The sequence below is a fragment of the Streptomyces sp. NPDC104581 genome (assembly GCF_055583685.1).
The window spans coordinates 1-12621 of record NZ_JBVJNN010000057.1 but is presented as its reverse complement, the minus strand read 5'-3'; the positions used below and the strand labels follow the sequence as shown (position 1 = coordinate 12621).

Annotated in this window: 9 protein-coding genes and 1 pseudogene; 4 read left to right on the top strand and 6 right to left on the bottom strand. The window is 74.5% G+C overall.

Going from position 1 to position 12621, the window contains the following annotated elements; all coding sequences use genetic code 11:
* Positions 1-47: 47 nt before the first annotated feature.
* From ACZ61E_RS30095 to ACZ61E_RS30075, 5 genes and pseudogenes are all read right to left on the bottom strand, one after another.
* Complete coding sequence (locus ACZ61E_RS30095; protein WP_469703291.1) at positions 48-1052, bottom strand: N-acetylglucosamine kinase; 1005 nt, start codon at positions 1050-1052, stop codon at positions 48-50.
* On the bottom strand, positions 1049-2323 hold the full coding sequence (locus tag ACZ61E_RS30090; protein WP_469703289.1) for a 6-phospho-beta-glucosidase: 1275 nt from the start codon (positions 2321-2323) through the stop codon (positions 1049-1051). The genes ACZ61E_RS30095 and ACZ61E_RS30090 overlap by 4 nt, the downstream gene beginning before the upstream one ends.
* Positions 2324-2331: 8 nt before the next feature.
* A pseudogene (locus ACZ61E_RS30085) lies at positions 2332-2607 on the bottom strand (carbohydrate ABC transporter permease); the annotation flags it as partial.
* A 46-nt stretch (positions 2608-2653) separates the two neighbouring features.
* Complete coding sequence (locus ACZ61E_RS30080) at positions 2654-3820, bottom strand: ROK family transcriptional regulator (protein ID WP_469703321.1); 1167 nt, start codon at positions 3818-3820, stop codon at positions 2654-2656.
* A gap of 305 nt (positions 3821-4125) precedes the next feature.
* A complete protein-coding gene (locus ACZ61E_RS30075; protein ID WP_469703287.1) occupies positions 4126-5199 on the bottom strand; it encodes a mechanosensitive ion channel family protein in 1074 nt (357 codons plus the stop codon).
* A gap of 290 nt (positions 5200-5489) precedes the next feature.
* Here ACZ61E_RS30075 and ACZ61E_RS30070 point away from each other — a divergent pair, with 290 nt between their 5' ends.
* A complete protein-coding gene (locus tag ACZ61E_RS30070) occupies positions 5490-6026 on the top strand; it encodes an HNH endonuclease (protein WP_469703285.1) in 537 nt (178 codons plus the stop codon).
* A gap of 409 nt (positions 6027-6435) precedes the next feature.
* On the opposite strand, the gene ACZ61E_RS30065 is transcribed toward ACZ61E_RS30070, so the two are convergent.
* Positions 6436-9456 (bottom strand): beta-N-acetylglucosaminidase domain-containing protein, encoded by a 3021-nt coding sequence (locus tag ACZ61E_RS30065; protein WP_469703283.1) that lies wholly within the window; start codon positions 9454-9456, stop codon positions 6436-6438.
* 259 nt (positions 9457-9715) lie between these two features.
* Between ACZ61E_RS30065 and ACZ61E_RS30060 the strand changes: the two genes are divergently transcribed.
* The 3 genes from ACZ61E_RS30060 to ACZ61E_RS30050 are packed head-to-tail and all read left to right on the top strand — an operon-like array spanning position 9716 to position 12506.
* Positions 9716-9973: a hypothetical protein gene (locus tag ACZ61E_RS30060; RefSeq protein ID WP_078077309.1), complete on the top strand. Its 258-nt coding sequence runs from the start codon at positions 9716-9718 to the stop codon at positions 9971-9973.
* On the top strand, positions 9974-12211 hold the full coding sequence (malQ, locus tag ACZ61E_RS30055; RefSeq protein ID WP_469703281.1) for a 4-alpha-glucanotransferase: 2238 nt from the start codon (positions 9974-9976) through the stop codon (positions 12209-12211).
* A gap of 58 nt (positions 12212-12269) precedes the next feature.
* Complete coding sequence (locus tag ACZ61E_RS30050) at positions 12270-12506, top strand: hypothetical protein (RefSeq protein WP_469703279.1); 237 nt, start codon at positions 12270-12272, stop codon at positions 12504-12506.
* Positions 12507-12621: the final 115 nt, after the last annotated feature.

The following is a 12621-nucleotide window of genomic DNA, read 5'->3' as shown; positions in this document are numbered from 1 at the left end:
CCGGGTCCGTGCCCGGCACCTACCCGGTGCACGGCGCCACGACGGCGTCAGGCGTAGTGCGCGCGCAGCCTGGCGTGCGCCCCCGGCGCGGCACCGGTGTGATCCAGGCCCAGCAGCCCGGCACCCAGCACCGGCGGCGCCGTCACCACCCCCACCACCGCCTTCGGCGCGCGGGCCGCGAGCAGTTCCCTGACCCCTTCGTCCAGTTGGGGGTGCCGGGCCGCCAGCACACTGCCGCCCAGCAGCACCGGCACCTCCTCGTCGAGCAGCCCCAGCCGCTCCAGCGCCACCCCCGCCAGCGCCACGACCTCGGTGGCGAGCCGGTCGACCACCGAGCGGGCCACCGCGTCGCCCGCCGCCGCCGTCGCGAAGAGGACCGGTGTCAGCTCGTGCCTGCGCCCGTACGCGATGTGCCCCAGGTGCAGCGCCTCGATCAGCGCGTACACCGAGCCGAGGCCGAAGTGCGCGGGCACCGTACGCATGAGTTCCGTCGGCTCGCCCCGCCCGTCCTCGGCGCGCGCCGCGAACCACAGCGCCTCCTCGGAGAGCCCGGACCCGCCTCCCCAGTCGCCGGAGATCCGGCCGATCGCGGGGAAGCGCGCCGTACGCCCGTCCGGGAGCATGCCCACGCAGTTGATGCCCGCGCCGCACACCACGGCGACCCCGCGCGGTTCGGCGCCGCCGGGCAGCCCGGCCCGCAGTATCGCGAAGGTGTCGTTGCGCACCTCCGTGGTGCGGCCCCAGCCGCGCCGCTGCACCGCCGCCGCCAACTCCCGCTCCTCGACCGGGAGGTCGGCGTTGGCCAGACACGCGGAGACATGCCCGGCCACGGCCTCCGTAGGGAGGCCGGCGTCGGCCGCCGCGTCGGCGACGATCGCGGCGAGCCGGTCGATCGCCGGTTCCACGCCCACGACGGGCGGCTGGAAGCCGCCGCCGCGCGCCGCGCCGAGTACGTCCCCGTCCGCGCCGATCACGGTCACATCGGTCTTGCTGTTCCCGGCGTCGACGGCCAGGACGCTTCCGCGCCCCGCCGCCGGCCCGGTCCGGCTCATGCCCACGCGAGGTGCTCCCGGTTGTGCGCGATCAGTCGGTCGGTGAGGCCCTCGGCGTACTCGTACTGACCGATCAGCGGATGGGCCAGCAGGGCCTTGTAGACGCGGTCGCGGCCCCCGTGCAGCGCGGCCCGGAGCGCCAGGTCCTCGTAGGCGGTCACGTTGGCGATCAGCCCCGCGTACAGAGGGTCGACCTCGGCCACGGCCAGCGGCTTCGCCCCGGAGGAGTCGATCGCGGCCTGGACCTCGATCACGGCGTCGTCGGCGAGGAACGGCAGGGTGCCGTTGTTGTACGTGTTGACGACCTGGACCGGGCTGCCGCCGCTGCCCGCCCCACCCAGCAGGGAGGCGGCCAGATCGACCGCGGCCTCGCTGTAGAAGGCGCCGCCGCGCCTGGCCAGCAGCTCGGGCTTCTCGTCCAGCGCGGGGTCCCCGTACATCTCCAGCAACCGCGCCTCCATCTCGGCCACTTCCGCGGCCCGCGACGGCTTGGTGCCCAGCTCCCGGACGACCTCGTCGTGCGCGTAGAAGTAGCGCAGGTAGTAGGAGGGCACCACCCCGAGGGTCTCCAGCACCCGGCGCGGCAGCCGCAGGTCGTCCGCGATCGCGTCGCCGTGCTCCGCGATCAGTCCGGGCAGCATGTCCTCGCCGTCGGGACCGCCGAGCCGTACGCTCCGCTCCCAGGTCAGATGGTTGAGCCCGATGTGCTCCAGATGGACCGCGGAGGGCGCGACGTCGAGCAGTTTCGCGAACTTCCGCTGGAAGCCGATCGCGACGTTGCACAGACCGATCGCCTTGTGACCGGCCTGGAGCAGCGCGCGCGTCACGATCCCCACCGGGTTGGTGAAGTCGATGATCCACGCGTCCGGGTTGGCGCGCCGTACCCGCTCGGCGATGTCCAGCACGACCGGCACCGTGCGCAGCGCCTTGGCGAGACCGCCCGCGCCCGTCGTCTCCTGGCCGACGCAGCCGCACTCCAGCGGCCATGTCTCGTCGCCCAGGCGAGCGGCCTGGCCGCCGACGCGCAGCTGGAGCAGGACGGCGTCGGCGCCGGCCACGCCCGCGTCCAGGTCGGGTGTCGTGACGACGGTGCCGGGGTGTCCCTGCTTGGCGAAGATCCGCCGCGCGAGACCGCCCACCAGCTCCAGCCGGTCGGCCGCCGGGTCCACGAGCGTGAGCTCACTGATCGGGAGCGTGTCCCTCAACCGGGCGAAGCCGTCGATCAACTCAGGTGTATAGGTGGACCCGCCACCCACTACTGCAAGTTTCATGTGTGTTGCTAGCCCTTCACTCCGGTCAGTGTGACGCCCTCGACGAAAGCCCTCTGCGCGAAGAGGAGGACGAGGATCACGGGGGCCATGACCAGTACGGTCGCGGCCATGGTCAGGTTCCAGTCGGTGTGGTGCGCGCCCTTGAAGGATTCCAGCCCGTAACTGAGCGTCCAGGCGGCCGGGTTCTCCGGCGCGTAGATCTGTGGGCCGAAGCAGTCGTTCCACGCGTGGAAGAACCGGAACAGCGCCACCGCGGCGATTCCCGGCTTCGCCATCGGCAGGACGGGGGGCCTTTGAGGGCCGGCTCGGCGGTCGGGTGGGCCGGCGGGATCAGCGGGAGGTGTCGAAGACCTCGTCGCGCGTGGTGGCGAGGGCGCTCTCCAGCGCACCCCGGAGCACCGGATGCTCCCGTACCTCTCCGACGACCAGCCGGGGCCTGGAGGCGGCCAGTTCGGCGAGTTCCGCCTGTACGAGCGCGCGCAGCGGTTCACCGCCGGCGGCGGTCACCCCGCCCGCCAGGACGATGAGTTCGGGGTCGAGCACCGCGGTCACCGAGGCCAGACCGGTGGCGAGCCGCTGGGCGAACAGGCGCAGCAGTTCGGCCAGCCGGGGGTCCTCCCCGTGTCCGGCCGCGGCCTTCGTGAGGAGGGCGGCGGCGACGTCCGCGTACGGCTGCTCCGGCGTCTCGATGCCGAGGGTGCGGGCCAGGCGCGGTACGGACTGGGCGCCCGCCAGCTCCTGGAAGCCGCCGCTGTTGGCCTTGACGACCTGGCGTACGAGAGGAGTGCCCGGCACCGGGAGGAAGCCGACCTCGCCGGCGCCCCCGGTGAAACCGCGGTGCAGCCGCCCGCCGATGACCAGGGAGGCGCCGAGACCTTCCTGGTTCCACAGGAGGACGAAGTCGTCGTGGCCGCGGGCCGCTCCGAGCCGCTGCTCGGCGACCGCGGCGAGGTTCACGTCGTTCTCGTACTCGACGGGCATCGGCAGGGCGCCGGCCAGCTCGTCGAGCAGCGCGGGGGAGTGCCAGCCGGGCAGGTGCGAGGCGTACCGCAGCCGCCCGGTGGAGGGGTCGAAGGCGCCCGGCGTACCGATGACGACCCGGTGCACGTCACCGCGCGCCAGCCCGGCGGCCTTCACCGCTCCCTCCAGCGCGTCGGTCACCCGGGTCACCACACCGTCCGCCGCCCGGCGCCCCGGTGTGGGCAGCTCGAACCGGCCGACGGTGGCGCCGGTGATGTCCGCGACGGCGGCGAGGATGCGCCGCGGGTTCACGTCGAGCCCGGCGGCGTGGGCGGCGCCCGCGTTCACCGCGTACAGCTGCGCGTTGGGTCCCGGGCGCCCCTCGGTGGTGCCGGTGGCGACGACGAGACCGGCCGCCTCCAGACGGGCCAGCAGCTGGGAGGCGGTGGGCTTGGAGAGACCGGTCAGTTTGCCGATCCGGGTACGGGAGAGGGTGCCGTGCGCCAGCAGCAGGTCCAGCGCGGCACGGTCGTTCATCGCGCGCAGGACGCGCGGTGTGCCCGGGGACGGCGGGGACGGATCGCTCACGACGTGTGCACCTGCCCTTCGGCGACTGCTCTCCCGGTGTCGTGGTGCGCGACACTGTTAGGAAAGTTTCCTATTTGATGGGAGGAAAGTAGGCCGCAGGTCGGGGAGCAGTCAATACCCGTTCACGGGCAGCGCCCCCGAGGCAACCAAAGCGTTACCCGCGGGGGCGCCTGTGCGAAGCGTTTTCGACCGGAAGCCACCTCGGCCGGGTCGGCGGCCCGGTGCCCGGTGCCGTCGGGTCCGGGCGCCCGGCCCTACTTCGTCAGATTGGGGTTCGGGGTCTGCGGCGGTATCGGCGACGCCGCCAGGGACTGCGGGGACGTGGGGCTCGCCAGCGCCGACGGCGCCGCCACACCGGCCGTCGGGTCGGCCGCGGCCGCCTCCGTGCCCGCCAGGGGCAGCCCGCCGACGATCTGGATGCCCGCCGCGTCGAACGCCTGCTTGACGCGCCAGCGCAGCTCGCGCTCCACGCCCAGCGCCTTGCCCGGCATCGTCTTCGCGCTCACCCGCACCGTCATCGATTCGAGCAGCACGGAATCCAGTCCGAGGATCTCCACCGGGCCCCACAGGCGCTCGGCCCACGGGTCCTCCTTCGCCATCTTCTCCGCGACGGCGGCGATGACCTCGCGGACCCGGTCCAGGTCCTCGGTCGGCCGGACCGTCACGTCCACACCGGCGGTGGCCCAGCCCTGGCTGAGGTTGCCGATCCGCTTCACCTCGCCGTTGCGGACGTACCAGATCTCGCCGTCGTCGCCGCGCAGCTTGGTCACCCGCAGCCCGACCTCGATGACCTCGCCGGACGCGACGCCCGCGTCGATGGTGTCGCCCACGCCGTACTGGTCCTCCAGGATCATGAAGACGCCGGAGAGGAAGTCGGTGACGAGGTTGCGCGCGCCGAAGCCCAGGGCCACACCGGCGACACCCGCCGAGGCGAGCAGCGGGGCCAGATTGATGTTCAGCGCCCCCAGCGCCATCAGCGCCGCCGTGCCGAGGATCACGAACGACGTCACCGACCGGAGTACGGATCCGATCGCCTCCGAACGCTGCCGGCGCCGCTCCGCGTTCACCAGCAGGCCGCCGAGCGCCGTGCCCTCGACCGCCGTGGCGCTGCGGTTCATCCTGGCTATCAGCTTGGTGATGGTGCGCCGCAGCACATGGCGCAGCACGAGCGCGATCACCACGATCAGCAGGATGCGCAGGCCGACGCTGAGCCAGGTGGACCAGTTCTGCTCCACCCAGCCGGCGGCGTCGTTGGCGCGTTCCGCCGCCTCGTCGAATGTGGCGGGCCCGGACGACGGGTCCGGGGCCGGCTCGGCGGACAGGGACACGGCGGGAACCTCCTGGAAACACGGGCGGGACCAACCACACTAACGGGGCATCGGGAGTCCTTCGGCGCCGTGCGCGGGGGAGAGACTCTCCTCACGCGTCGGCGCCGCCGCGAAGTCCCAGGAAGGCGCGGGGGCGCGGACACGCCAGGTCAGGGGCTTCGGGGCGGGTGTGGGCGAAAACACTCCGAGCCCGTTACCAAGACGTGGTGGCGTTCGGACCAGGCATGAGGAGAGACTGAGACAGATCGTCACGGCGCGAGCCACGCGCCGCCGACGCAACGGGAGGCACCGTGCCACATGTCCTGGTCCTCAACGCGTCGTACGAGCCGCTCGGCGTCGTACCGCTCCGCCGCGCGCTCGTCCTCGTTCTGGAGAACAAGGCCATCTGCCTGGAGGAATCCGGCGCCTTCCTGCACAGCGAGACCCAGGTCGTCGCCGCGCCCAGCGTCGTACGGCTGAAGCGCTTCGTGCGGGTCCCCTACCGGGGGCCCGTTCCACTCACCCGCCGCGCTCTCTTCGCCCGTGACGGCGGGCGCTGCATGTACTGCGGCAGCGTCGCCACCAGCGTCGACCACGTCATCCCGCGCAGCCGGGGCGGCAAGCACGTCTGGGACAACGTGGTGGCCGCCTGCCGCCGCTGCAACCACGTGAAGGCCGACCGGCACCTGCGCGAGCTGGGGTGGAGACTGCGCCAGCCGCCCGCGCCGCCGTCCGGGCTCGCCTGGCGGATCATCGGGACCGGACACCGGGATCCGCGCTGGATGCCGTATCTGCAACCCTTCGGCGCCGAGGACGCGGTGGCCCGGATCGACGGCGTCTCCGCCTAGGGCCTGTCGTTTGGATCAGGCCGGATGAGTGAGCGGGGTCCGGTGCGTGCGATCGCAAGGCGGAGGAGGGAGGCATGGCGGAGCCATGCCGACCGACGACAACGCGGCGAGCGTGCGTGCCGGGGCACGCGAGCCCGGCAAGATCCAAACGACAGACCCTAGGTCGTGTCTTCAGAGTCCCGCCCGGCCCGCGACGCCCGGCGCGGCACCTCGCCGCGTTGTCGGAGTCGGAGTCGGCCGGGTACGCCCCGTACGAGACCGGTCCTCCGCGTCGCGGGGCACCGCACCGGCCGCCGCGGGCCCCGCCCTGCGGGCGGACGGCGCTACTTCGAAGACACGACCCAGGATCCGGGCCTCCGCCGTGCCGGAGGCACCCGCCGTGCCGCCGCCTCCCCCGCGGAGGCGGCGCCTACGGACGCGGTGGCGCCTCCGCCACCGCGTACGCCTCCACCGACCACAGCGAGTAACCGAACCGGGTCGCCCGCCGTTCGCCCTGGATCCGGATGAAGCGGGTGTCCGCCGCGTCCATCCGGACCGCCTCGCGCCCGCCCCGGCCCTCGTCCACGCGTGCGGCGTCGCGCCACACCCGCCCGTCGGACGACACCTGGACCCGGTAGCCGCTCGCGTGGGCGTCCTGCCAGTTCAGTACGACCTGGCCGAGCCGGACCGGTTCCGCCAGCTCCGCCTGCCACCACGCGCCGTCCTCGGCCGGTGACGACCAGCGGGTGGCCGGGTCGCCGTCCGTGGCCGCGGAGGCCGGGAAGTCGGGCGTCTCGTCGCCGGACGACGAGGCGGTGACGGACGGCTTCCTCAGCAGGTCGGGCCCCGCCGTACGCGGTGAGGCCCGCACTGTCAGGACGCGCTCCTCGCCGCCGAACGTCAGCGGCACCCGGTAGGTCCCCGGCCGGGTGTCGTCGGCGACGCGGACCCGGATCGGCACGGTCGTCCGCACGCCGCGCGGCACGGTCACCCGCTCGGGCACCGTCACCTCGACGCCCTCGGGTGCGTCCGCCGTCAGCGCGCCGCTGACCGGACCGGGGCGCTGCGCCTCCAGCTCCGCCTCGACCGTCCGGGACTTCCCGCCGATCTCGGCGTCCGTCACGGTCCGGTCGAGATCGAACCGGACCTTCGGCTCGTCGGTGAACCACGGCACCAGACGCCGCACCGACGGCGCCTTCCCGCCCGGCACGACGGGCCAGGTGATCCGCACGGCGTCGGCGCGCAGCCCCTTGGCGTCGGTCTGGGTCCAGCCGCTCCCCGACACGGGCCCGAGCCGCCGCCAGCCCTCGCCGGGCACATGAGCCTCCACCGAGGCGCCGTCGGCCGTGCCCGGCTCCGTCATGGCCGTGATCACGCCGACGGGGCGGGGGCGGCCGACACCGACGGTGTACGCGTCGGTGCTCCGGGTGGCACGGGCCTCCGGGCCCGCCGAGCGGTCGGCGCCGGTCCAGGCCGCCGACTCCTTGGCCGCGCGGTCCAGGAACGGATCGAGCACGCCATCGCCGACCGTGACCTTGCTCCCCGCCATCTCCTCGCGCAGCGGTTCGAGGCCGAGCGCCGCCTGCCAGGCGGCGTCGCCGTCGCCCCGTGACTGGGCCTGGAGCATGTCCACCGACAGCTCCCCGGCCCGGCCGTAGCGCGCCAGCTGCTCGCTCCACGGCCGCACTTCCTCGTCCAGCCGGCCCTCCGCCGCCCCTGCCAGGTGCTCCGGCGTCTGCCGCATCACGGTGAAGGCCGCGCGCAGCCGGCTCGCCGCCCGGTCCCTGGCCTTCGGGTCCGCCGCCGACGCCGCGTCCGTACGGGCGCTCCAGAACTCCTTCAGCAGCGGGCGCAGATAGGCGGACTCGGTCGGGTCCAGGATCGACGAGGCGTGGTTGCCGGCGAGCGCGCCGATGGCCTCGCGCGCCCGGGGATCGCCGTCCGCGAGATCGTCCATCGCCGCCTGCCAGGACTCCCGCGGCTGGTAACCGCGCGGGTTCCACGCGTAGTCGGCCGCCGTGAACAGCGGGATACGGGACGCGGACGGCTGCTCGCTCGCGTTGGCGAGGAGCGCGGCCGAACCGGCGGCGACGGCGGGCTCGCGGCCCGTGTACGGGCCGAGGAAGATGCGCCCGCGCTCGTAGTCGTTGACCGGGTAGTTGTCCATCGTGACCAGGGGGTGGCCGAACGCCTCGCGCGCACCGGCCAGTTCACGTCCGGTGATGGTGCGCGGCACGACGCCGACGCCCGTCCACGCCACCTGCACCCGCCCGTCGAGGTCCGCGGCGAGCGCCGTGCGGTACTCGGTGGCGCCGTTCTGGAAGTACTCCGTGGGCATCACGGTGAGAGGTTCGGCGCCCGCGTGCCGGCGCGCGAGGTGCCCGGCCACCGCGTTCGCGACACGCGCCTGCGCCCTGGCGGCGGCGCCGGGGCCCGAACCGAAGGTGTCCCGGTCCCCCTCGCAGTGCCACTCGCTGTAGCTGACGTCCTGGAACTGGAGCTGGAAGGCGCGCACCCCCAGCGCCCACATCGCGTCGACCTTGCGGGTCAGCGCCCTGACGTCGTCCTGCGACGACATGCACATCGCCTGCGCCGGGGCCACGGCCCACGCGAGCGTCACATGGTTGCGGGCCGCGCGCTCCGCCAGCTCGCGGAACTGCGCCCGCCGCTCGGCGGGGTACGGCTCGCGCCAGCGCGCCTGCCGGAACGCGTCGTCGCCCGGCGCGTAGAGATAGCGGTTCTGCTTCGTCCGCCCCATGAAGTCGAGCTGCGCCAGCCGCTCCCGGTGGCCCCAGGGCTCCCCGTAGAAGCCCTCCGCCATGCCCCGAACGGCCGTGCCCGGCCAGTCCCGCACGAGGACGCCGGGGACCCGCGCCCGGCCCGGCGCGCCGGCGATCAGCTGCCGCAGTGTCTGCGCGGCGTGGAAGAGGCCGTCGTCGCCGACCCCGTCGAGCGCGATCGTCCCGCGGCCCGCGACGGTGCCCACGGCGATCCGGTAGCCCCCGGAGGGGATGTCGGCCCGCTCCGGTGCCCGCAGGGCCCTGAGAGCGGCCCGGGCACCCCCGGCGCCCGCGAGCACGACCGGGCCGGTGCCGGGCGGGGAGGTCTCCGAGGGGCGGCCCGCGGCGGGCGGGGCGGCCGTGCGCACCGTACGGACCCCGGCCTCGCGCAGCGCGTCCGTCAGGGCCGTCACGGCGTACGGGTCGGCGTCGCCGGGTGCCACGACGGTGACCTCGTCACCGAGGGTGACGGTCGCGCCTCCCGTCCGGATCGACTGGGGGCGGGGCCAGACGGCCGGCGGCGCCGGCCCGTCCTCGCCGTCAGGTGTGGTGGTCACCGGGGAGCCCGGATCGGCGGGAACCGCCGCCGCGCCCGGCGCCGTGCCGAGCAGTCCGCCGATCACCGCGACCGCGACCGCTGTCGCCGTCCGTTTCCCGCGCCCGAGCCGCACGCCCGCTCCCCTCGTGGCCCCCGTGTTCCGGTCCGTCCTGCCGATCGGCGACGAGCCCACCACCCCGGGGTGTGGGTGTCAATGCGCGTGGCCGTTATGCCTCTTTTGGGACGTTGTGATAGGCAGGGAGGGTCAACTCCCGCTCGGGGAGCGCATCGTGACCCGGGGCACGTTCACCGAAAGCGGTACGTCTGCGACCGTGCCGACTGGGTAGGGCTGGTGTGTCCCGTTGTACGAGCCGTCATCTGGAGACGCCGCCATGGCCGCATCCGCGCAGTTGCTTCTCTCCGCCCTTTCCAAACAGGTGGTTCCTGGTGACCCGGCGGGCGAGGAACCCCTCGCCGTCACCCTGCCCGGACCGCTGACCAGCGACATCCCGGGCCCGCTCACCAGCGAACCGCCCCTCGCCGACGCAGCGCCACTGACCAGCGAGCCCCCGCTGGCCGACGCGGCACCACTCACCAGCGAGCCGACCGCGCCCGGTACGGCCGGTGGCACGGAGTTCTCAGGAGTCTGAATGAGCCTGGCCAGGCTCGCGGCGCTGCACGGTGTCGCCACCGTCCACTCACCCAGCCCCGGCGTCACCGTCCCGGTCCCCGACGAGACGGTCGTCGCGGTGCTCGCCGCGCTCGGCGTCGACGCGGCCACGGACGAGGCCGTCCTCACCGCGCTGACCCGCGCCGAGTCCGAGGCCGGGAGCCGTCTGCTGCCGCCCACCGTGGTCGTCTGGACCACCCCGGCCGCCGCGCCCACCCCTGACGGGTCCGGCGGCACCGAGGACCCGGGGGGCCGCCCGGCACCGTCGTCGGCGGTCCTGCCGCCCGCGCTGCCCCAGGCCCTCGCCGATCTGCCGCCCGGCACCGTGCTGCGGGTGGAGACCGAGCAGGGCGACACGGTCGACTGGCCGTCGCTCGACACCCCCGCCGCGGAAGGTCCCGCACCGCTGCCCGCCGCCGCTCCCGCCCCCGCGGCCTCCGTACAGCCGGCCGCGGGCCCCGAGAGCCGTTCGTGGCCCGGTCTGCCCCTCGGCGTGCACCGGCTCGCCGCCGTCGCTCCCGACGGCCGTACGGCGGGCGCCGTACTCGTCGTCGCGCCGCGCGAGGTCCCGCAGCCGCCGGCCCGTACGCACGGCTTCCTGGTCCAGCTCTACTCGCTGCTGTCCGCCCGTTCCTGGGGCATGGGCGACCTCGGTGACCTCGCCGAACTCGCCACCTGGTCCGGCCGTGAACTGGGCGCCGGATTCGTCCAGATCAACCCGCTGCACGCCGCCGTCCCCGGCGACCCGACCGACCCCTCCCCCTACCGCCCCTCCTCGCGCCGCTTCCCCGACCCCGTCCATCTGCGGGTCGAGGCCGTCCCCGAGTACGCCTACGTCACCGGTCTGGGGACCGCGCGGCTCGACGGGCTCCTCGAACAGGCCGCGGCGCTGCGCGCGGCGGTCACCGACAAGGGCGCCCTGATCGACCGCGACGCCGTGTGGGACCTCAAGCGCCAGGCCCTGGGCATCGTGCGCGAGGTCCCCCTCGCACCCGGCCGCCGCGCCGCCTACAACCACTTCCTGGCCGAGCAGGGCCAGGCCCTGGAGGACCACGCCACCTGGTGCGCGCTCGCCGAGGTGCACGGCTCCGCCTGGCACGACTGGCCGCCGGCGCTGCGCGACCCGCGCTCCGCCGAGACGAGCCGCGCCCGGCACGAACTGCTCGACCGCGTCGACTTCCACTGCTGGCTGGCCTGGCTCACCGACGAACAGCTCGCTGCGGCGGGCCGCGCCGCCCGGGACGCGGGCATGGCCGTCGGCGTCGTCCACGACCTCGCGGTGGGCGTGCATCCCGGCGGCGCCGACGCCTGGGCCCAGCGGGAGACGTTCGCCGAGGGCATGTCCGTGGGCGCCCCGCCGGACGCCTTCAACGCCCACGGCCAGGACTGGGGGCTGCCGCCCTGGCGCCCCGACGTCCTCGCCGCCTCCGGCTACGCCCCGTACCGGGGACTGCTCCGCGGCCTGCTGACACACGCAGGAGCCCTGCGGATCGACCATGTGATGGGTCTGTTCCGGCTCTGGTGGGTCCCGGCGGGCGCGGAACCCACCCGGGGCACGTATGTGCGCTACGACGCCGAGGCGATGCTCGCCGTCCTCGTCCTGGAGGCGCACCGCGCGGGCGCCGTCGTCATCGGGGAGGACCTGGGCACGGTCGAGCCCGGCGTACGGGAGGCACTGCACCGGCGCGGAGTGCTCGGCACGTCCGTGCTCTGGTTCGAGCGGGACTGGGAGGGCACCGGCCGCCCGCTGGCCCCGGAGACCTGGCGCGAGGCCTGCGTCGCCACCGCCACCACCCACGACCTGCCGTCTACCGCCGCGCGCCTGACCGGCGAGCACGTGGAGCTGCGGCACCGGCTCGGGCTGCTCGGCCGGCCGCTGGAGCAGGAGCAGCACGAGGAGTCCGCCGAGGTCGCCGACTGGCTGGGCACGCTCACCCGGCTCGGTCTGCTGCCGCCGGACGGGGGAGACGAGGAGGAGCAGATCCGGGCGGTCTACCGCTTTCTGCTGCGCACCCCCGCCCGTATGGTCGGCGTCTGGCTGCCCGACGCCGTGGGCGACCGCCGGCCGCAGAATCTGCCCGGCACCTGGGACCAGTATCCGAACTGGCGGCTTCCGGTCGCCGACGCGACGGGCCGGCCGATGACGCTGGAGGAGCTGGCCGCCTCGCCCCGGCTGCACGATCTGATGGGCGTACTGCGCGCTCCTGCCGGGACTTGACCCCATGTACGGGACCCCCGGCCGCGCACCCGCCCCACGCGTTCGCTACGTTTGCACCGTGGACAAGAAGAACGCCCTGCGCGCCGGTGCCCTGATGGCCGGAACGACGCTGATGATGCTGCTCATGTCGGCCCCCGCGCTCGCCGTGAGCCGCGACGACGGTGACGACCCGGGTCCCGGCCTGTCGATCGGGGAGACCCTCGGTCTGTACGTGGCCGCGCCCCTGGTGCTGTTCGCGGTGATCGCCGGACTGGTGATGGTCCTCGACAAGTCGAGGAAGCAGCAGCAGGTCTGACGGCCCTCCCCTCTTCGAGAGGCGGGGGGGGGGGGGGGGGGGGGGGGGGGGGGGGGGGGGGGGGGGGGGGGGGGGGGGGGGGGGGGGGGGGGGGGGGGGGGGGGGGGGGGGGGGG